Raw genomic sequence first — 18,990 nt, forward strand, 5'->3', positions numbered from 1 at the left:
ATGAAATGTCGATAATCAAGGCACAATGGCTTATTTTGGGCGTGGCTGCGGCCCTGTCCGCGTGTTCGGCCGAGAAGCCTTCGTACCAATTCACGTCGAATGAATCCGGTCCGACCGATGCGATCCATGGATCGAACGTGCAGCATGCCAAGGACGCGATCCACGGGGCGAACCCTGCGCACGATAAGACAAGCATGGTCATGCCATCGACCGGCGATCCGGACACCGACTTCCTGCGCGGCATGATCCCGCATCACGAAGGTGCAGTGGAGATGGCGCGTGCCGAGATCGCCAACGGCACCGATCCGAAAATTCGGGAAATGGCGGAGGAGGTGATCCGAACGCAACAGGCCGAGATCACGACGATGCGGGCTTGGCTTGCCGAGCGTCGAGCTGCCAGAAAGGGCTCCTGATGATGTCTCGCAGTCATTCCGATGATGCTGCACTACCCCTGTGCCCCATGCCCGCTCGGGCTCAGATGGGGCGGGTGGCGTGACGGAATATCGATGCGATGCGCTCATCATCGGCGGGGGGCCAGCAGGATTGACCGCCGCGATCTACCTCGCACGCTATCATCGGCGCATTATCGTGGTCGATGAGGGAAACAGCCGGGCGAAATGGATACCGCGTTCGCACAACCACGCCGGTTTTCCGGACGGGATTGCAGGTGAAGACCTTTTACACCGGATGCGCGAACAGGCCGAGCGCTACGGTGCTACGATTGTGAACGGCCGCATCGACACGGTGGCGCAAAACGCTGATGACTTCGACGCTTGCGGAGTTGGAATAACCCTGTCCGCGCGATCGATCCTGATCGCAACGGGAGTCGAGAACCGTCGCCCCTCGATCGACGCTGCGACCCATCGCGACGCACTGGAGCGCGGCCTGCTACGCTACTGCCCGATCTGCGACGGTTATGAAGCGACTGGCCAAGCTATCGGCGTCATCGGCGCGGACACTCATGGCGTCGCTGAGGCGCTGTTTCTCCGCACGTTTTCCGATCGAATAACGCTAGTGGCGCACAAGACGCTCGAACTCGACGCTTGCGACCGCGGGGCGCTGGAGGCGGCAGGTATTGCGGTAGCGCCAAGTGCGCTCGACCAAATCGATTTTGCTGAAGAACACGTAACGCTGCGTCTGGCCGATGAGACACAATTGCAGTTTGACACGATCTACCCAGCGCTCGGTTCGGATAGCAATAACGCCCTTGCGCGGCAGCTCGGGGCCAAGCTCAGCGACGAGCGCTGTATTGTGGTCGACACCAAACAGCGCACCAGCGTTTCGGGCGTTTACGCTGCCGGCGACATCGTCATATCGCTGGATCAGATAAGCGTCGCCATGGGCCATGCAGCTATCGCCGCGACAACTTTGCATAATGACCTTCGCAAGCGCGATGGCCATACCCGCTGAACGAAGATCAGCTGAAGGAAGATTATCAGCCTTACCCGCAATGGAATCCCGGGATTTGACCCATAACTATGGCCAGCGTTGGTCGGACGAGACCGACGTCGAACTGCGCAAGCGGATCGACGCACGCCAGAGTGTTGGCCAGATCGCGCGCGACATGGGGCGGACGCAGGATGCGATCCGTGGGCGAGCGGCAACGCTGCGCCTTTCTCTGCCCTCGACTATGCGCCCGTGGCGCGAGGGGGTAAAACGGGGACCGCGAATGCAGCGGCCGGACCCTAGCTCGACTGGCGAGAATTAAATGCCGGGGAGCGGCCCCCGCCCCCGGCAACCTTGTTACTTCATGTTCGGCATGGCGTGGCCGACGTGATCGCCGCCCTTGGCCTTGTCCCCATGATCGCAGCAGTCAGCGCCGTCCTTGCAGCCCGCCATGTCGGCGCAGCAGTTCGCCACGCCGCGAAAGCGCCGGTCGAGAGCGTGAGGGCGAAAGTGGCGCTGATGAGCTTGAACTTGGTCATTGGTATTCTCCGGAAAGTAGCAGGTGAAATTGATTGGTTTCACTAAATTTGCGGAGGGGGTGTCGCGGGCGCGCTGGCTCGGCCAAGAAGGGTAGCTTGCTGCCCGAAATATGGGACCACCTCACTGTGGGCGCTGCGATTAGCTGGCGATATGACCATACGACTTGGCAGGTTGAGGGTATAAGCCATGAACGGCGCGCCCGCACTGTCGGCGAAGCGCTGTGCCGAGTGCCGAGTGCCGGGTGTGCTACAGGCTGAAAGGCGGCGCGCCGAGGGAAAACCTCGGCTCGCTGAAGGCGTTTGCGTTCGACAAGACGGGGACGCTGACGGAAGGGCGATCGTGCATCACCGACACGATGGCCGTCGACGGCGCGAGTGCGGAGGATCTGTTGGCACTCGCCGTAGCGGTTGAAGCCTTGAGCGATCATCCGCTGACGCAGACGATCGTCAAGGATGGAGGCGAGCGCCTACGTGGGCGCGACCTTACGAGCGCTACGGATCTTAAGATCCTGACAGGGCGCGGCGTCACCGCAACTGTCGACCGTGAAACGGTTTGGATCGGCAAGGCCGAGATGTTCGCCGTTGAGGGTGTCCCCGCACTACACACCGCTACGACCGAAGCGATCGCCGCCCTTCGCGAGAGCGGACGTACCACAATGGGTGCGCAAGGGTGACCGGGACATCGGCGCGATCGGCCTGATTGATATGCCTCGCGAGGCAGCCAAGGTTGCGCTCAGGAGTCTGCGCGACATGGGTATCACTCGGATGATTATGATTTCGGGCGATCATCACAAGGTTGCCGATGTCGTCGCCAGGAGGTTGAGCTCGACGAGGCCTGGGGCGATCTGATGCTGGAGGACAAGGTCGCGGCGATCAAGACACTCGCTGGCGAGGACAAGGTGGCGATGGTCGGCGACGGCGTAAACGATGCGCCGGCGATGGCGAGTGCGACAGTCGGCATCGCGATGGGCGCTGCCGGATCAGATGTCACGCTGGAAACCGCCGACGTTGCACTGATGGCGGACGATCTCGCCCATCTGCCGTTCGCCGTCGGCTTGAGCCGCCATACCCGCGGCATCATCCGGCAGAACGTGTTCGTCAGCCTCGGGGTCGTCGCGTTACTCGTGCCCGCGACGATCCTCGGCCTTGGGATCGGCCCGGCCGTCGCGATGCATGAAGGCTCGACGCTGCTGGTCGTGTTTAATGCGCTGCGCCTGCTCGCCTATCGCGATCCCGCTGTACGAGCTGCATGACGCCGATCGCACAATGCATCGCTCGTCGGCGGCAGAGCCGCCGGCGTGACGTGCGCCCTCTATCTTCACCGCTGCGACCGCTAAATCATTGGTGTCGACAAAGATCTTAGCCGCGCTGAATAGAACCCTTTTCCCGCAATCACCCCCGGCTTCCCTGAGAAGAACGGCGGCCGATACATGGGAACGATAGAAGCGTGAATTGGGTTCAGCGGTCGAATGCATACTTTAAATGGGAAGCAACAATGGACGATGGGGACGATCAGAAGATGAGCAGCTCCGCTGCCGGCTCGGGGGGACATTACGGCTATCACGGCCACCACCATCATGGAGGTGGCGCGACGGTTGGTATGAACGACGTGGTAGATCCGGTCTGCGGCGCAACCATCGACCCTCACATGACGAGACACTACGTCGATAGCGAGGATCAGCGGCTCTTTTTCTGCTCATCGGCATGCCAACAAAGGTTTGAAGCAGAGCCAGACCGGTATCGATGAGGGAGAGATGCCGCACGATCAAGGCAGCCCTTCATTAAACATGGCTCCCGATCATATGTCGCCGACGGCGCGAGCGGGACACTAACCCCCTCCGAGCGCGTTAGAACAATCCATAATAAAGGAGAGCGCAAATGCCCGAAGAGAAGCTTGGCTCGCATCACGACCATCCCGGACATACGCCTGGTGATCTCGACCCCCACGGTCACCGCGACACGAGCGGGCAGCAAGAGGTGCCAGGAGAGCACCACGATCACCCGGGCCACGTGCCCGGCGATCTCGACGAACACGGCCACCGGGATACTAGTGGCCAGCGGGACGTGCCAGGCGAGCACCACGATCACCCTGGCCATACTCCGGGCGATGTCGATCCAGACGGCCATCGTGACAAGAGCGATTCTGGCTCGAACTGAAATGCTACCTCGGCGAGGCCCTCCCCGCCGAGGTAGATTGCGACGGCATTTCTTCGGCAGGAGCGACAGCCGCGCGCCGCACCTGAGCGTTCATCTATCGAACGTTTTTGCGAGGATCGCCTCGGTAGCGACAGGTCCCTACTAACCGTTCTAGAGCTATTCGCGAGCGGGCAAGCGATGGTGGAACCGACGCATCTCACGCCCTGGTTCCGCCTGAGACGGGCCCAAGTTCAACAGACTGAACGAGTGTAAGGCGAAAATACACGGCAAAGTCGGTAGCCCTTTATTCGGCTTTTTACCGGAGAAGCTTACCCAACCCGTTCCAACGGCTGCCTGTAAGCGGAGGGGGCAGGCGTGAGACCAGATCGCAGTTCGGCACGCGCCTGTCGCATGATCTGGAAGCCGCCCGACAGACCGAGCACCGCCATCAATGTCGCCACCACAAGATCAGGCCAGGCGCTGTTCAGACCAAAGACGCCGCCTGCAGCCAGCACCACGGCGATATTGCCGATCGCGTCGTTGCGCGAGCAGATCCAAACCGAGCGCATGTTCGCGTCACCGCTGCGAAAGCGGTACAGCATGACTGCGACCAGCAGGTTTGCAATAAGCGCCGCGACCCCAATGATGCCCATGACCTCGGCATGGGGTACAGTGCCGTAAAGCGCCCCCCAGCCTGCCGCGAGCAAGACATAGAGCCCGAGCACGGCAAGCGTCGCGCCCTTCAGCATCGCTGCCCGCGCGCGCCAAGCTATCGCCATCCCGGCGACGCCCAAGCTGATCGCGTAATTGGCGGCGTCACCGAAAAAGTCGAGCGCGTCGGCTTGAAGCGCTTTCGATCCGCCCGTAATCCCAGCGACGATTTCGACCCCAAACATGCCGCCGTTGATGGCGAGCGCGATCCATAAGGCGCGCCGCCACTTTGGGTCGTTCAGGGTGCCCGGCTTATCGGACGCGCAGCTCGTGCAGGCCATCTTTGCCACCTCGGTAGAATCGATCTGGCAACCTATATGCACCCTCTAGTCGGTAGAGGGTCAAGCGCTGTGTCTGAGAAACTGACGATCGGGAAGCTGGCTTCGGCGACAGGCACCAAGGTCGAGACGATCCGCTATTACGAACAGATCGGCTTGCTGCCGGCACCAGCCCGGTCGGCCGGTAATTACCGGACGTACGAGGGCGAGCATCTGCGACGATTGTCCTTCATCCGTCGAGCGCGCGATCTCGGCTTCTCGATCGATCAGGTACGCGAGTTGATGGGGCTCGCCGATCGTCGCGAACAATCCTGCTTGGCCGCGGACGTGATCGCCAATCGGCATCGGGATGCGATTACACGGAAGATTGCTGATCTGACGGCTCTCGCGGGCGAGCTAGACGCGCTTATCGCCTCCTGTAGCCGCAACACTGTGGCCGATTGCAGGATCATCGAAGCCTTGGGTCCGACCTTGGACATGCCTTTCACACAGAGCCGAGCTCACGGCCCTGACTGATGGAAGGCCGTGATTGCGTTTGGTGCCGCACTTGGCAGTGCTAGAGACCAAAAGAAGATCAGCGTGATAAGAGTGATATGACGGATCGAACCACTGGCGCTGTTAGCGTCGAGCAGCGCCTACTCGAAAGCGAAGCCCGGCTCCGGCTCCTGACCGAAGCGAGTACAGACGTCCTGTACCGGATGAGTCCGGATTGGGGCGAGATGAAGGAACTGGATGGGGGCGGTTTCCTGCCCAGCACCCCGTCATCGAACCCGAACCGTTCCTGGTTACTGGCCTATATTCCCGAAAGCGATCAGCCGGCGGTCACCGCCGCCATCGATGAAGCAATACGGCTCAAGAAGACATTTGATCTCGAACATCGCGTTGTGCGTGCGGATGGGACCGTCGGCTGGACGCTGTCCCGTGCCGTTCCGCTACTGAGCGCAGATGGCGAGATCATCGAGTGGTTCGGGGCGGCAAGCGACATCAGCGCTCGGCGTGAGGCTGAGGCTGCACTGCGCGAGAGCGAAGCGAAATTGCGCCAGTTCAACCAAACTCTCGAGCAGCAAATCGCCGAACGCACGGCCGAGCGCGACCGCCTTTGGGAAGCATCGCCCGATCTTCTCGTGGTCATAGACTTCGACGGGGTCTTCCAGCGTGTAAACCCAGCCTGGACCACGGTCCTCGGCTATGCGCCTGACGAACTCGTCGGGCATCACGTCAACGAGTTCGTCGTTCCGGACGATCACAGCAAGACGGTCGACGCCTATGAAACGGCTGCAGCCGGCAATCAGCCACGGATCGAGAACCGCTACCGTCACAAGGATGGCTCGACCCGTACTATCTCATGGGTTGCCGCCCCGGCCGGCGGCATCGCCTATGCAACGGGTCGCGATGTCACTGCTGAGCGGGAGATGGAGGCAAGGCTGCACGACGAGCAGGACTTTGCGCGCCTCGCCCTCTCAGCCGTCGGTGGCGTCGGCGTGTGGACCTACGATGTCGCGTCCGACTGCTTCTTCTGCGACGCGGCGATCTCGGCCCTGTACGCGCTCAACCCAGAGCGAGCCGCAGCGGGCCTGCCGCGCGAAGAGTTTCTGGCCAACGTCCATTCGCAGGACCGCTCGTCGCTGCAGAAAACGATGGCTGGCGGGCTGCAACGATCAGGCGATCTGGAACTTGAGTATCGTCTGGTTCACCCCGACGGGTCGATCCACTGGGTGCTGTCGCGTGGACACACCTACTTCGACGAGAGCGGCAAGCCTGTCCGGCGAACCGGCGTCGGTGTCGATATGACCGGGCAGCGGCAACTCGAAGATCAGCTACGCCAGGCGCAGAAGATGGAGGCGGTCGGCCAGCTCACCGGAGGGCTGGCGCATGACTTCAACAACCTCCTGACAGGCATGATGGGCAATCTGGAACTGCTCCAGATGCGTCTGGAGCGAGGCAAGCTCGACGATGCAGAGCGCTTCATTCACGCAGCGCAAGGAGCCGGGCGGCGCGCTGCTTCCCTGACTCAGCGCCTGCTCGCCTTCTCGCGGCGGCAGACGCTTGATCCAAGGCCAACCGACGTCAATCGCCTGGTCGCAGGGGTGGAAGACCTTCTACGCAGGACGGTGGGGCCGACCACGGATATCGAGGTTGTGGGAGCGGCGGGGTTGTGGCTTGCCATGATCGACGCGACCCAGCTCGAAAGCGCCATCCTCAACCTGTGCATCAACGCGCGCGATGCCATGCCCGATGGCGGTCGGATCACGATCGAGACCGCGAACAAGTGGCTCGACGACCGGGCGGCTCGTGCGCGCGACCTGTCGGCAGGGCAATATCTGTCGATCTGCGTCACGGATAGCGGCACGGGCATGTCGCCAGCGACAATCGAGCGCGCCTTCGAGCCCTTCTACACCACCAAGCCGATCGGCCAGGGAACCGGGCTCGGGCTGTCGATGATCTACGGCTTCGCTCGTCAGTCGGGTGGCCAAGTACGGATCTACTCCGAGCTGGGCCAGGGGACCACGATCTGTATCTATCTTCCCCGCTATGCCGGCGATGCCTTGCTGGTCGAGGAGGAAGAAGCGCTCGCTTCCGCCGCTGCTGCCAGCGGTCAGACGATCCTGGTGGTCGACGACGAAGCGACGATTCGGCATCTCATCGACGAGGTGCTCGACGAGCAGGGCTACACCGTGATCGGCGCGGCAGATGGCGTATCGGGCATCAAGGTGCTGCAATCGGGCGCGAAGATCGAATTGCTGATTACCGACGTCGGTCTGCCGAACGGCATGAACGGCCGACAGGTCGCTGACGCCGCACGCTCTCTCCGCCCCGACCTGAAGGTGCTGTTCATCACTGGCTATGCGGAGAACGCAGCGGTCGGCAACGGCCACCTCGAACCCGGCATGGAGCTGCTGACCAAGCCTTTCACGATGCAAGGGCTCGCGGCTAAGGTCGCGGAGATGATGAACGCCGGTGGCACCTCATGACGGAGTTCGGTGGCCGCTCTCATGCGGCAACGGTCAAACTGAAGATTTCTAGGACCGTATCGGAAAGCCGCTGATCGTCTCAAAAGACTGTCTCAAAACCGATCATCAATTGGGTAGAGACGCCTTCGAAAATCAAGGAGCTTTCGGTCACTCCCACCCGTGCCGCGTGACACCCCACGACTTCCTGCTCCATCCGACCGTTTACTGCTTCGGACGACAATCGCCGATGGATGTCGCTCGGGTGGAGGTTTCAATATTTCCGAGAGAACCAACACCAGGACTGTAGGTTTTCCTGAAATGGTGGACGGCATCTGCCCAGCGGCACGCACCCAAAACAGCGGATTTGTACCTAAATTGGTGGACGTCAGCGTCTTCGCCTTAGGATCGAACTCCCATCTGCCTCAGTCGGCGCTCATGGGATCAGATGTAGTGCCGGAACGGCAGCGGCGGTGCGGTAACGGTATGTGGCGACGCCATCAGGATCTCACCTACCCGATCGGCGAACTTGAGCGTCACGGGCAGGGCGCTCGCGAAATCGCAGGCGTTATAGTTGACCTTGGTGAGCGCAAGGATGTCACCGAGCACCTCTACGATGTCCCCTTCGCCATGCGTCACGTCGACGGTGAGCGGCTTGGGGGTCTCGAACCCTTGATACCCTGCCAGCCGAGGCACGAACCCCCGCGCCCAAAGGTAACCTGACCAGTCACCCACGGTGAGGGCCGTGCCGCGGAGGACGGGTGTCGACGCAGAGGGACGGAACAGCCGAACATCATCGAGCTGCTTGATCCTGACTCCTACCAGCTGTGTTTCGGTGGGCACTGCGCTGCAAAAGCCGTCCCACTCATCGTTGGAAAAGCGGTGACGCCCATGAATGAACAGCTGGTTCGGTGGCTTGCCGTGCTTGAGCTTATAGCCCTCGACCACGGAGGTCATCAAATTCGCCGCCGCGCTCCTCGAGAGGTGATATTCCTTGCGCTCGTCGGAGTACCAGGGGCCGAGGGCGCCGCGAAAGACGAGGCCGTCGCCTGAGTTGAGGAACATCTGCGCGGCGCAACAGGCCTCGCCCGTTGCCGCAGGCGTGTCGTCGTTCTTAAACACCAGTCCGACGTAGCAAACGCCAGGACGGACATGAGCCAACGCCCACGGCTTGGCGTCCATCTTGAAGTAGAGCGTGGTGCAGAAGTTCCAGGCAACCGTGGCCTCGTCCTGGAGGCCGCGCCGGCGGTCGTTGGCAATGTTGAGGTTGCGGTCGACCAACGTGCTCTCGAGAATCAGCTGCAGGACGACGCCGTCCTGCAGCAACTCGGCTTTCAGCTGATGGTGGAAATTGCTTGAGAACAGGTAGGTCTCGGCATCCCGCACCGTGTCGGGGAACAGGTCGCCGCCCATCTGGAAGAAGCGTTTGGCGTCCTTGAAGCTCGTGATGTCGGAGAGGGGTGCGCTCGTCCTTGGGCGGTGGTGCGACCTGGGGGCGTCCATAGCGATAGACGACGTCCGGAACGACAACGAGCCAGACGTCGGGACGGCGCTCCTCGGCGCGGATGTGCGCGCGGATCGCGTCGGCGAACAGCAGCACCGTGGAACGAACCGCGTCGGCGCGATTGTTCTTTTTGATGCAATGATCGATGTCGCCGCTCTTGACCGCTAGCTCGACCATGCCGCGGGTCGGCAGCGCGATGCCGAAGCAGGCCTCGAAGCCTGGCCATGCGGGTGCCCATAGGACGGGCTTGCCCTTTGCATCGACCTTACCGGGAATATGCAGGCTGATCCGCTCTAACCAGCGGCGGGATAGGCCGACGCCGCTCTCCGTCCCGATGACGCCCAAGCGGACCTGGGAGCGGCCATCTGGACCTTCGAGCGGCCCGAAGAGGAAGAGCCCATCTTTTGGCGCTTCCATCTGCTGCCCGTGACCGAACTCGAGCAAAGGCTCGGCGATGCGGTGCGTGAGGATGCTCATGCGTCGGCCTCCTCCGGTATCCCATCCCGGTCGAAGGCCGTTTCGAAGTCCTCTGACAGAGTTATCTGGCCTCCCTCGTCTTCCTCGGCTCGGCGGTCTTCTTCCGCGGCGAAGCTGACCGGAAAGTCGAAGCTCATTGGTAGGCTAGCGACCGCGAGGCGCTCACCGGACGCGGCAATATCTAAGGTCGCATCACCTTCGGCAAGCCAGCCCATTGCGGCAAGCAGCATGTCGCGCCATTTGTCGTTGAACCAAGACCGCGTGAGGCGCAACCGGATGCGCTGCAGCTGTTCACCCGGGAGCGGGGTTCGGCCATTGGTCGTCACCGCAACATTGGCATGGACCCGGAAGAGAGCATCCGGCCAGAGCTTGGGTTGAGCGACAAGGCACAGATGCCAGCGCCGGTCCTTGAACTTGCCGCTCAGGACACGGTCGACCCGATGGCCGTCGCTCAGCGTCAGCTTCACCCTTCCGTCGATGAGTCCGTCGGGGAAGAAGCGGCCTCGGGCGCCCGAGGCGAAATCGACAGGAAGTAGCCCGAGACGATGCATGGCCAGGTCCCAATGCTGACGCATCAGGTTGACGGCGATCCGCCGCGCGTTGGAACGCTCACCGAAGTGGCGGCTATATGTACCGTCGATCACGCCGTTGAAGGGCAGGCTAGCGCGTGCCTTCAACGGCGGCGCGCCATTATCGAGACGCTCGATCGCATCGGGTCCGCAGAAGGCGATAGCGCCTCCCTCGTGAAGGACGTGGGGAACCTTGGTGAACTGGCTCCACGCTTCCAGCTGCGCAGTCGTTCCCTTCGCCTCCAGGATCCAGACGTCAGGCCTCGCCCGGAGTTCGAACCAGTTGCTGTAAAGCGTCTCGGAATTTAGCGTGACCAGCTTTCGACCGTCCTCTTGGGCAGCGACGATCATCGCAAGCTGCTCGGCGTCCGGATGCTCGACCTTCGGTACACGTGAGGTGTCGAGCGTCTCGAACAAGGGCTGAAGGCAGGCTGCCCAGTTAGGGAACGCATTGTGTGCGTTCTGGCGGAGGATCTCTGTGGGGAAATCGCCGAAGTCCACGGCGGCGATCCGGATTGGGACCATAAACTCCGGGTCGTTTAGCTTGCGACGCATGACGTCGCCGAGGGCGAGTTCCTTCTTTACGCCTTGCTTGCCGATGTGCTCGGACACGACGACGATCTGCTTGATCGCCTCGTGCCGCAGCACGTGCTCGATCTTGTCCCAGAAATCGTCGCCGCCCCGAAGCGCGCGAACGTCGACCCAGACCTTGTATCCGGCCGTGGTTAGGCGCCCGGCAAGCCACCGGGCGAAGCGATTGTCCTCAGGATTGGCGTGCGTGATCAGAATTGTGTCGCGCACCGGTGTCGGAGCGGTAGTCATGGGAGTCCCCGCCAGCAGAGTGCCGAACCTAAAAGCACGAATGTGCGACTACTCTGCCAAGGGGCGCACGTTGGTGATGGTGATGCCTACATCGGCGCTCGCAAGTGGCTCGTCCGTTGTAAGCATCTCAGCTTGCAGGTCGATCGCCAAGGCAAGGCATGCCCGATCGCCGAGGGACAGACCGAGCGCCTTCGTCGCTGGCCGAAGGTCGCCTACTATGAGCGCCTGGGCAGGAGTGAGCGGCCGGACATCGAGATGCAGCCCGCCAAGTGCCTCACGTACCTCGTCGAGCGGCAATCCTCGGTCCCGTAGCTTGGAAACGACCTCCGCGAGGTTGGCTGTTCCGATGATGCTGCGGGTCAGGACGTCGATTATCCGATCCGCCCCGGGTTCATCGTTTAGAAGGCAGAGCAGGGCGGAGGCGTCGAGTACGACTTTGCTACTCACGCTCCGCCTCACGCCGACGCTCCGCGATCAGCTCGTCAGCCAAGCCGACGCCTTCGGGCACATACTTGCGCAGGATCGCGCGAGCACGCTCAAGTGCCTTAGGTACGGAACGTACCCGCAGCTCGCCATCGTCCACATCGACGAGGACGGTGTCACCCGTGGTGATCCCGAGCTCACGGCGCATTGCCGCCGGGATCACGAGCTTACCACCGTCCACGATCTTGACCCTCTGTGCTTCCATCTGCACCAAACCCGCTGATACAACCCGTCCAAGACCTTGTACCGGAGAGCAAAGTCGGACGCCAGCGTGAAGGCAGGGATTAATGCACGGCCGATCACCGAAATAGCGTTCATCGATAATGGGGCAGCTACTTAGACCCGGTCCGCTTAGCTAGGCTACGTAGGACCGGTAGTTGCCGTTCTGAGCCGATTGCTGCATGACTGGCTCACAAGGGTGTACCTAACTAAGCCGGGCAGGAGTAACGACCACGTGAAAGGCAGCGAGGTACGGGCGGCGCGGGTGTACCTGCGGGTGAGCACGGACGAGCAGGATCTGACGCGGCAGGAGAGCATCGTTGCTGGCGCGCGGGCTGCCGGCTTCTACGTCGCGGCGGTCTACCGGGAGAAGGCGTCTGGCGCGCGACCTGACCGGCCGGAGCTGTTGCGCATGGTGGCGGACCTGCAGCCGGGCGAAGTGGTGGTCGCTGAGAAAATCGACCGAATCAGCCGCCTGCCGCTGCCGGAAGCCGAACTGCTCGTGGAGGCGATAAGGGGCAGGGGGGCGCGGCTGTCAGTGCCCGGGATCGTCGATCTGTCCGATCTGGTGGCGGACAGCGCGGGCGTGGCGCGCATCGTGCTGGAGGCGGTGCAGGACATGCTGCTGCGCGTGGCACTCCAAACAGCGCGCGACGACTACGAAACCCGGCGCGAGCGGCAGCGCGAGGGCATTGAGATCGCGAAGAAGGCAGGGCGGTACACCGGTCGCAAACCTGACCTAGCCCATCACCGCCGCATCGTAGGCTTGCGCGAGGCTGGTATGAGCATTGCGAAGACGGCTGAGCTCGCTGGGTGCAGCATCGCTCACGTCAAGCGGGTGACGGCGATCCATCGCGCTAGATCAGCACCGCCTTCAAGTGCGTCAGCCGACAACAGTAGGTAGCCAACTGCCGCCATAATCCTGATCGGTGATCTGACACGGGGTTCTGACACCTGCAAACCTTGGAAAGGCTGGGGCAGCGGGACGGCGTCACAACCGTCCGAGACTGTTGAAAAACGGCTGCTTGCGACGGTGACGAGGGCGTGATTCACTCCTGCAAGGCTTCGGGGGGGCATGGACATGATGGGTCGGCAGGTGGCACAGGGCGTACTGTTCTACGGGTTCCGGCTCGACGACCATGTGCCGGCCGGCCACCTGCTCAGACGCATCGACGGGCTGCTCGACTTCGGCTTCGTGCGCGATGCGCTGGCAGCGAGCTACAGCACGAGCGGGCGGCCCTCGATCGATCCGGAACTGATGCTCAGGATGCTGTTGATCGGCTACCTGTTCGGCATTCGCTCGGAACGCCGCCTGTGCGAGGAGGTGCACCTCAATCTCGCCTATCGTTGGTTCTGCCGGCTCGATCTGGCTGACCGGGTGCCCGACCATTCGACCTTCTCCAAGAACCGGCACGGCCGCTTCCGCGCCTGCGACCTACATCGTCTGCTGTTCGAGCAGGTAGTTTCGCGATGCGCCACGGCCGGGCTGGTAGCGGGGCGCGACCTGGCGGTGGACGGCAGCACGATCATGGCCGACGCCAGTCGCGAGAAGAAGCTGAAGGGGGCCAACGCCGCAGACGAGCTTCGTGCCGGGGAAAACATATCGCGACCCGTCGCCGAATATCTGGCGGCGCTGGATGCCGCGTTGCCGCCAGATCCCGACGAACCTGCGTCCGTCGATCCGACCAGCATCTCGCCGACCGACCCGCAGGCGGCGCTCACCTGCAAGCATGGGCCAGCGCGGTACGCATACGCCATCAACCCGCTGCTCGACCTTGATACCGACTGCATCCTCGATGTGGAGGCGACGCCCGCCCGCTTCGCAGCCGAGGTGGGGGCGACCCGGACGCTGGTGTCACGCGCCGGCACCAGGCTGGGCATCGAACCCGCCAGTCTCTCGGCCGACAAGGCGTATGGTAGCGGTCCGCTGCTCGGTTGGCTGATCGACCGGAACATCACGCCATACATCCCGGTCATCGACCGGACCCGCCAGCGGGACGCCTTCTTCACCCGGGATGCCTTCCGCTACGACCGGGAAGCGGATACCTACCGCTGTCCGGCGGACAAGCTGCTCGGCTATTGCGGCACCAACCGGACCAAGCAGGTGCGCGTCTACCGAAGCCGGCCGGCCGATTGCGCCGCCTGCGAGCTGAAGCCGCAATGCACCATCAGTCCGAAGCGGGGTGTCACCCGGCTCGTCAGCGAGGAAGCCCGCGATACCGTGCGCGCCCTTGCCGGCACCAACGCCTATGTGCACGCACGGCGTCGAAGACAGCGGATCGAGCGCGTGTTCGGCCACCTGAAACGCAACCTGGGGCTACGAACGCTCAAGCTGCGGGGCCTGTCAGGAGCCGCCGAGGAGTTCACCATGGCCGCCGCGGCATACAACCTTCAGCTGCTCGCCCGGCAGGCCGCGCCAGCCTGATACGCGGCGCATCCTCCGGTGTCCGGCGTCACCAGCCATCCGCCACGCCGATTTCGCGCAGGCCTTTTTCAACGGTCTCGTCCGGTTGTGACACCCGAGCCTGCGGAAATTACTGCCGAACTTTAATTTCAAGGCAACCGGTTCACGCTATCGTATTTCGATGGCGATTGCCGCACCTTACCCTCCGAGCCGCATGGCCTCGCTCTCTGTCGCGGCCGTGCTAATCCTGCTGCTGGGTTACGGCGCGGCGTCATTGGCGGGCCTTATCGAGCGGTGGGGCGCGTCGCCGGGCGGATTGGGCGTGCTGGCAGGCTGGATGGCGCTGGCCGCGCTCGCGCTTCCTCTGATGCGTGCGCGACCTACACGGCGCGCGATGGCGATGCTCAGTTCTCATCGAGCGATCGTTGAGCGCGTACACCAGCGGCAAGACGGAAGCTGCATTCGATGCGGAAGGGTTCACGTTCACCCTCCATGCACGCCTTGAAGACGTCTCGATCAATGATGGAAACAATTAGTGGGCCAGCGTAAGCCGATTGCGAACAAGACGATCCTGATCGTGGAAGACGAAGCCATCCTCAGGTTCGATCTGGTCGACTTCTTCGAACATGCAGGTTGGAAAGTGTTCGAGGCCACGAATGCCGAGAGCGCCATCGAATTGCTCGATCGTCACAGGGAGATCGGCGCTGTTCTGACGGACGTCAACATGCCTGGGTCGATGGACGGCCTTGCACTCGCTCATCACGTGCGCGGGCGCTATCCGCCAACCGTCCTGTTCGTGGTGTCGGGCAACGTGCCCCTGGACAGCGAGGATCTGCCGGTCCGAACCGCGTTCATGCCCAAGCCGTTCGATCCGCATCGCCTGCTTCGCGAACTGGAGGCGGCAAGTCTGTGACGGGGGGCTAACCTTAACTGCACAGGACTCCGGCGGAGGAAGGCGTTCACGCCGGTGCCAGTGCCGTCACATCGCCCGCGCCATTTCCCGGTCGATCTGCTGGACCGCGGTGACGAAGGCGAACAGCTTCTGCGGGTCGAGCTGACCACCCGTCCGGACGCCGGAGCACAGGTCGACACCATAGGGGCGAACCTGCCCGATCGCTTCCGCCACGTTAGCGGCGGTCAGGCCCCCGGCAAGAAACACCGGCTTCTCGGTCGCACGGACGAAAGCGGCGCTGACCGCCCAGTCATGCGCGCGGCCGGTTCCGCCCAGCTCAGCGACCGGGGCGTTGGGCCTGCCGGAGTCGAGCAGGAAGGCATGAACGCAAGGCTCATAGGCCGGGATCAGCTGTAGCGCTTCCGGCCCTTCGACGTGGATGACCTGTATCCGGCGGACGTGCGGCTCCAGCGCTGCCAGCTTGCCCGACTCCGCGGGATCGATGTGCGACACGATCTGGACCGCCGACGGAGCGGTCGCGCGGACATGGGCGGAGATGGCGTCGGCGGTCGTCTCGGATGTCAGCAGGAAGGTGGCCACCGGCGGTGGCACGAGCGCCGTCACCTCTGCGATCGCCCTGTCGGAGATCGGACCGGGACCAGAGGGCATGCGTGCTACCAGCCCCAGCGCATCCGCCCCCGCGGCGATCGCGATCCGCGCTTCATCCGGCGAGGCGATGCAGCAAATCTTTATACGAGTTCTCATGGGATGGAGACATGCCGCCAGGCCGATGCAAGGGCAATGCGCCGGTCCGTGCCGGTTGCCGTCGTGAGGTCGGGCGTCCTCTATCGTGGAGCAAGGCGGATCGTGGCCGTGCCGCGCCCCCATACGGGAAGGTACACGCCTTGCCCCGCCGCCTTCAGCTGGCCCGTGCGCACGTCCGTGATGTGGGCGCGCACGATCAGGTCGCCGATCCGCTTCTCGTCGATCGCACGGGTGATCTTGGCGAGCAGCTCGTCGAAATCCTTTTCGAAGTTCTGCGTCAGCGCGGCGGACACGGTGCTGGAGATGCCGGGGGCGTTGACGAGCTTCAGAAGCAGGCTTGTTCGGACCGAGTCGGTCACACCTGCGACGGTGAGATCGTCAAACGCGACACGGCGATCATTGACGGCGTTGCGCGGCGTGGCGGTAAGCCAGATCGTGCCCCGCGAAGGCTCCCCGCCTTCGGCTGCCGCACTGAAGCGGAGCCCGACCGCGATCTTGCCGCCCGTCGTGCCGTAGATGGTCACCTGGTAAAACTGCGCGCGCACCGCACCGACACCGGGCACCTCGAAGGGGCGGCGGGAACGCTTCACCAATGCCTTTGCGAGCACCGGCTCCAGCTGACGATAGTCGGCGATGACGGGTATGGCGAACAGGATGCGGCCGGGTCCAGGCTGCATGCGCGTCATGGCGGGGAGCGGCTGGCGCTGCGGATCAGGCGGCCGATCGCCGACAAAGGTCTCCGTCCCCGCCGTCAGCCCCAGCGCCAGGTTCACCCGATTGCGCGAAATAGTGTAGCCTCCGTAGCTCAACTGTCGGGGAGTGATCCGCATCCACACCGGCGGGTTCGCCCGGTTCAGCTGGACGGAGGTGAACGCCGCGCCCCACACCTGCGCGATCTGCTCGCGCAGCTGCAATCTGCCGAGCTCCTGCGGCAGAGTGTGCTCCAGGCGCGCGACGACGCCGGCGAGCTTGGCGTCGGCCTTGCTGGTGAACTCGATACGCTGGCCCAGGAAGTCGACGTGCGGCTCGTCGGTCCAGTCGTAGGCGATCGATACCGTTGCGCGCGGCGACCAGTCGCCGGCGATGTCGAGCCTGGCTACTGCCCGAACGCGGGCGTCCGCCTCGGCTGTTTCCCGGCTGAGCACGCCTCCCACGTCCCGGGCGCTGATCGCGGCGTGAAGCGGCATGGTGACGGTGATCGTTTTGCCCGAGCCCTCCAGCACCAACGGCCCTCGGACTACGGTGCCCGTGATGCGGCACCGGATCGCGGGCGTCTTAATTCTCGCAAAGAGGATCTTGACCTTCTTCGGCGGGACGCAGGTCTGCTCCGGCTTGTCGATTGACCAAAGGCGACGCGGAACCGCCTTTTCGAGAGTTGCCGCCAGCTTGCCCAGGTCCGCGACGATCGGCACGTCGATGGTGGAGGTCTGCGGCGGTACGCTGATCGTGTCCTTCGCTCGCGGAGGCGCCTCGCGAGGAGTTCGGTCGCAGCCAGTGAGGATGGCAACGCAGAGCAGAGCGAACACGATCGAGGCGCGGGAGACGTCGCTTTTGCGCAAGGAAAACCTCGCAATTCGGTCTGCCGCTTCAGATTTCGACTTAACCGGCATTGGAACGGCTTCAAGAGCCGCCATGTTCATCATCGCCGCGTACCTCCAGACGTCCGAGCGGCCACCTCTCCAGCAGAGCGCCGAGGTGCGTCGCAAGAAAGGGAACCGTTCCGTTTCCTTATCGTTCGACCCGTTGATTTCGGTCAATGCCTGACAACACCAACGGAGAACCTCGATGAAGATTGCGATTGTCGCTGCGCTGCTCACCCTGGCGCCGGTACCAGTGCTGGCGCAGGCCGTTTCGCCCGCCACTTCGGGAACAATGACCAGCGCTGACGTCGGCGTCTCGCCGATCGCGAGCCAGAGCGGACCCAATTACGTGCTCGCTGCGGCCGATGCGAACCTTTACCAGATCAAGGCCGCGCAGCTTTGCCGCGACGCGCGCGCAGAGAGACGACGTCAAGGCCTATGCAAAGCGCGTGCTGGCGGAAACGCAGAGCAGCCACAAGGCGCTGCTGGCGGCGCTGAAGAATGATCAGCGCACGATCAAGGCGCCGTCCTCGAGCCTGTCCGCCGACCGCGCTGCCCTCCTCAAGCTGCTCCAGAAGGCGCCCAAGAGCGCCTTTGACAATCTGTATCTGACGCAGTCCGCGCAGGTTCAGCAGGCCGCCTGGGCCGTGCACAAGGGTTACGCGCAGGACGGGACCGACCCGGCGCTGCAGCAGGTCGCCGGCACCGCGGTCCCGGTGCTGGAAAACGAGCTCACCACCGGCAAGTCGCTTACTCCCTCCGGGCTTGCAGGATAGGTGATACCCACCGGGCCAGGTCGATGAAGCCCCCTTTAGACCTGGTCCGGTACCTGTTTATGGCGATTATTGACGGGAGTGCAGCCTGCGGAACTGGTCCCGTGCTTCACCGCGCATGAGATGCTGCATTACGATCCAGTAGCCCGTGACGGCTGTCTCTCCTGCCGCCTGATACGCGTTCGCCATGTTACGCCTGAGCTCCTCGAACAGCGCGTGCTCGAGCGCACGTCCCTCGTCGGTGAGCGACAGCAGCTTCTGCCGTCGATCGCGCTCCCCGACACGTCCGCAGACTAGCCCGCGGTCTATCAAATCCCGCATTACCCTGCCGAGCGATTGCTTTGTGACGCAGAGAACGTCCAGTAGTTCGCTGACTGAGATTTCCGGGTACCTGCCGAGGAAGTACAGGGCGCGGTGATGCGCCCGTCCGAGGGTACGCGTTGCCAGCTCGGCGTCGGCATGCGCCAGATGGGATCTGTGGGCAAAGAACATCAGATCCATTCC

General features: G+C 63.1%; 21 protein-coding genes and 2 pseudogenes. 14 read left to right on the forward strand and 9 right to left on the reverse strand.

Translation table 11 applies throughout. The features are described 5' to 3' along the window. The first annotated feature begins 5 nt into the window (after positions 1-5). From copM to H5J25_RS21745, 6 genes and pseudogenes are all read left to right on the forward strand, one after another. The gene (gene copM / locus H5J25_RS19385; protein ID WP_225883555.1) at positions 6-413 is read left to right on the forward strand and encodes a CopM family metallochaperone; all 408 of its coding nucleotides are present in this window, start codon (positions 6-8) and stop codon (positions 411-413) included. Between the two features lie 79 nt (positions 414-492). After that, positions 493-1,410, forward strand: coding sequence for an NAD(P)/FAD-dependent oxidoreductase (locus H5J25_RS19390; protein ID WP_202096528.1), 918 nt, complete (start codon positions 493-495; stop codon positions 1,408-1,410). A gap of 55 nt (positions 1,411-1,465) precedes the next feature. Further along, positions 1,466-1,708, forward strand: coding sequence for a hypothetical protein (locus tag H5J25_RS19395; RefSeq protein ID WP_202096529.1), 243 nt, complete (start codon positions 1,466-1,468; stop codon positions 1,706-1,708). Between the two features lie 56 nt (positions 1,709-1,764). Continuing rightward, the gene (locus tag H5J25_RS19400; RefSeq protein WP_159513023.1) at positions 1,765-1,971 is read left to right on the forward strand and encodes a hypothetical protein; all 207 of its coding nucleotides are present in this window, start codon (positions 1,765-1,767) and stop codon (positions 1,969-1,971) included. Positions 1,972-2,179: 208 nt separating this feature from the next. Next, positions 2,180-3,178 (forward strand): annotated as a pseudogene (locus H5J25_RS19405) (HAD-IC family P-type ATPase); the annotation flags it as partial. 347 nt (positions 3,179-3,525) lie between these two features. Next, positions 3,526-3,672 (forward strand): YHS domain-containing protein, encoded by a 147-nt coding sequence (locus tag H5J25_RS21745; protein ID WP_225883583.1) that lies wholly within the window; start codon positions 3,526-3,528, stop codon positions 3,670-3,672. Here the strand turns inward: H5J25_RS21745 and H5J25_RS19415 are convergent. Continuing rightward, positions 3,603-4,052, reverse strand: coding sequence for a hypothetical protein (locus H5J25_RS19415; RefSeq protein ID WP_199860798.1), 450 nt, complete (start codon positions 4,050-4,052; stop codon positions 3,603-3,605). The genes H5J25_RS21745 and H5J25_RS19415 overlap by 70 nt on opposite strands. Before the next feature lie 338 nt (positions 4,053-4,390). Continuing rightward, entirely contained in the window at positions 4,391-5,053 is a 663-nt protein-coding gene (locus tag H5J25_RS19420) for a cation transporter (RefSeq protein WP_202096530.1), read from the reverse strand. A gap of 69 nt (positions 5,054-5,122) precedes the next feature. Here H5J25_RS19420 and H5J25_RS19425 point away from each other — a divergent pair, with 69 nt between their 5' ends. The 3 genes and pseudogenes from H5J25_RS19425 (at position 5,123) to H5J25_RS19430 (ending at position 8,022) form a co-directional block, all read left to right on the forward strand. Continuing rightward, positions 5,123-5,566: a MerR family transcriptional regulator gene (locus H5J25_RS19425; RefSeq protein WP_225883556.1), complete on the forward strand. Its 444-nt coding sequence runs from the start codon at positions 5,123-5,125 to the stop codon at positions 5,564-5,566. A 203-nt stretch (positions 5,567-5,769) separates the two neighbouring features. After that, positions 5,770-6,417: pseudogene (locus tag H5J25_RS21830) on the forward strand (PAS domain-containing protein); the annotation flags it as partial. Between the two features lie 45 nt (positions 6,418-6,462). After that, positions 6,463-8,022, forward strand: coding sequence for an ATP-binding protein (locus H5J25_RS19430; RefSeq protein ID WP_450097631.1), 1,560 nt, complete (start codon positions 6,463-6,465; stop codon positions 8,020-8,022). Between the two features lie 420 nt (positions 8,023-8,442). Here the strand turns inward: H5J25_RS19430 and H5J25_RS20990 are convergent, their stop codons facing one another. After that, positions 8,443-9,411, reverse strand: a complete 969-nt coding sequence (locus H5J25_RS20990) for an argonaute/piwi family protein (RefSeq protein ID WP_225883557.1) — start codon at positions 9,409-9,411, stop codon at positions 8,443-8,445. A 22-nt stretch (positions 9,412-9,433) separates the two neighbouring features. Between H5J25_RS20990 and H5J25_RS20995 the strand changes: the two genes are divergently transcribed. Further along, positions 9,434-9,670 carry a hypothetical protein gene (locus H5J25_RS20995; protein ID WP_225883558.1) on the forward strand — a complete coding sequence of 79 codons (237 nt, stop codon included), beginning with the start codon at positions 9,434-9,436 and terminating at the stop codon, positions 9,668-9,670. Positions 9,671-9,975: 305 nt separating this feature from the next. Here H5J25_RS20995 and H5J25_RS19440 read toward each other — a convergent pair whose 3' ends face one another. Genes H5J25_RS19440 through H5J25_RS19450 form a run of 3 tightly spaced genes read right to left on the reverse strand, consistent with a single transcriptional unit; the run spans position 9,976 to position 12,058 of the window. Continuing rightward, positions 9,976-11,370 (reverse strand): toll/interleukin-1 receptor domain-containing protein, encoded by a 1,395-nt coding sequence (locus H5J25_RS19440; protein ID WP_093068110.1) that lies wholly within the window; start codon positions 11,368-11,370, stop codon positions 9,976-9,978. A gap of 48 nt (positions 11,371-11,418) precedes the next feature. Further along, positions 11,419-11,817 carry a type II toxin-antitoxin system VapC family toxin gene (locus tag H5J25_RS19445; RefSeq protein WP_093068112.1) on the reverse strand — a complete coding sequence of 133 codons (399 nt, stop codon included), beginning with the start codon at positions 11,815-11,817 and terminating at the stop codon, positions 11,419-11,421. Beyond that, positions 11,810-12,058 (reverse strand): AbrB/MazE/SpoVT family DNA-binding domain-containing protein, encoded by a 249-nt coding sequence (locus H5J25_RS19450; protein ID WP_018251286.1) that lies wholly within the window; start codon positions 12,056-12,058, stop codon positions 11,810-11,812. The genes H5J25_RS19445 and H5J25_RS19450 overlap by 8 nt, the downstream gene beginning before the upstream one ends. A gap of 249 nt (positions 12,059-12,307) precedes the next feature. On the opposite strand from H5J25_RS19450, the gene H5J25_RS19455 reads away from it, so the two are divergent. The 3 genes from H5J25_RS19455 to H5J25_RS19465 all read left to right on the forward strand — a co-directional run bounded on the left by H5J25_RS19455 (position 12,308) and on the right by H5J25_RS19465 (position 15,389). After that, on the forward strand, positions 12,308-12,976 hold the full coding sequence (locus H5J25_RS19455; RefSeq protein ID WP_066516455.1) for a recombinase family protein: 669 nt from the start codon (positions 12,308-12,310) through the stop codon (positions 12,974-12,976). A 177-nt stretch (positions 12,977-13,153) separates the two neighbouring features. Then, complete coding sequence (locus H5J25_RS19460) at positions 13,154-14,497, forward strand: IS1182 family transposase (RefSeq protein WP_202096655.1); 1,344 nt, start codon at positions 13,154-13,156, stop codon at positions 14,495-14,497. A gap of 514 nt (positions 14,498-15,011) precedes the next feature. Beyond that, on the forward strand, positions 15,012-15,389 hold the full coding sequence (locus tag H5J25_RS19465; protein WP_066516394.1) for a response regulator: 378 nt from the start codon (positions 15,012-15,014) through the stop codon (positions 15,387-15,389). Positions 15,390-15,455: 66 nt separating this feature from the next. On the opposite strand, the gene H5J25_RS19470 is transcribed toward H5J25_RS19465, so the two are convergent. Both H5J25_RS19470 and H5J25_RS19475 read right to left on the reverse strand, forming a co-directional pair. Continuing rightward, entirely contained in the window at positions 15,456-16,133 is a 678-nt protein-coding gene (locus H5J25_RS19470; protein WP_083949045.1) for a phosphoribosylanthranilate isomerase, read from the reverse strand. 80 nt (positions 16,134-16,213) lie between these two features. After that, on the reverse strand, positions 16,214-18,058 hold the full coding sequence (locus tag H5J25_RS19475; RefSeq protein ID WP_225883559.1) for a DUF4403 family protein: 1,845 nt from the start codon (positions 18,056-18,058) through the stop codon (positions 16,214-16,216). Positions 18,059-18,078: 20 nt separating this feature from the next. Between H5J25_RS19475 and H5J25_RS19480 the strand changes: the two genes are divergently transcribed. After that, entirely contained in the window at positions 18,079-18,489 is a 411-nt protein-coding gene (locus H5J25_RS19480; RefSeq protein ID WP_225883560.1) for a DUF4142 domain-containing protein, read from the forward strand. A 66-nt stretch (positions 18,490-18,555) separates the two neighbouring features. On the opposite strand, the gene H5J25_RS19485 is transcribed toward H5J25_RS19480, so the two are convergent. Continuing rightward, the gene (locus H5J25_RS19485) at positions 18,556-18,987 is read right to left on the reverse strand and encodes a MarR family winged helix-turn-helix transcriptional regulator (protein ID WP_096362248.1); all 432 of its coding nucleotides are present in this window, start codon (positions 18,985-18,987) and stop codon (positions 18,556-18,558) included. Between the last annotated feature and the right edge of the window lie 3 nt (positions 18,988-18,990).

Origin of the sequence: Sphingomonas aliaeris, from assembly GCF_016743815.1 — a bacterium.
Taxonomy (GTDB): Bacteria; Pseudomonadota; Alphaproteobacteria; order Sphingomonadales; family Sphingomonadaceae; genus Sphingomonas; species Sphingomonas aliaeris.

What these genes read in the sequence shown, in the direction of transcription:
- H5J25_RS21745 (WP_225883583.1), top strand. Translation starts at nt 3,526, where the DNA reads ATGAACGACGTGGTAGATCCGGTCTGCGGCGCAACCATCGACCCTCAC.
- H5J25_RS19460 (WP_202096655.1), top strand. Translation starts at nt 13,154, where the DNA reads ATGATGGGTCGGCAGGTGGCACAGGGCGTACTGTTCTACGGGTTCCGG.
- H5J25_RS19415 (WP_199860798.1), bottom strand. Translation starts at nt 4,052, where the DNA reads ATGGCCGTCTGGATCGACATCGCCCGGAGTATGGCCAGGGTGATCGTG.
- H5J25_RS19440 (WP_093068110.1), bottom strand. Translation starts at nt 11,370, where the DNA reads ATGACTACCGCTCCGACACCGGTGCGCGACACAATTCTGATCACGCAC.
- H5J25_RS19485 (WP_096362248.1), bottom strand. Translation starts at nt 18,987, where the DNA reads ATGGATCTGATGTTCTTTGCCCACAGATCCCATCTGGCGCATGCCGAC.
- H5J25_RS19470 (WP_083949045.1), bottom strand. Translation starts at nt 16,133, where the DNA reads ATGAGAACTCGTATAAAGATTTGCTGCATCGCCTCGCCGGATGAAGCG.
- H5J25_RS19420 (WP_202096530.1), bottom strand. Translation starts at nt 5,053, where the DNA reads ATGGCCTGCACGAGCTGCGCGTCCGATAAGCCGGGCACCCTGAACGAC.
- H5J25_RS19430 (WP_450097631.1), top strand. Translation starts at nt 6,463, where the DNA reads ATGGAGGCAAGGCTGCACGACGAGCAGGACTTTGCGCGCCTCGCCCTC.
- H5J25_RS19480 (WP_225883560.1), top strand. Translation starts at nt 18,079, where the DNA reads ATGCGAACCTTTACCAGATCAAGGCCGCGCAGCTTTGCCGCGACGCGC.
- H5J25_RS20990 (WP_225883557.1), bottom strand. Translation starts at nt 9,411, where the DNA reads ATGGGCGGCGACCTGTTCCCCGACACGGTGCGGGATGCCGAGACCTAC.
- H5J25_RS19450 (WP_018251286.1), bottom strand. Translation starts at nt 12,058, where the DNA reads ATGGAAGCACAGAGGGTCAAGATCGTGGACGGTGGTAAGCTCGTGATC.
- copM (WP_225883555.1), top strand. Translation starts at nt 6, where the DNA reads ATGTCGATAATCAAGGCACAATGGCTTATTTTGGGCGTGGCTGCGGCC.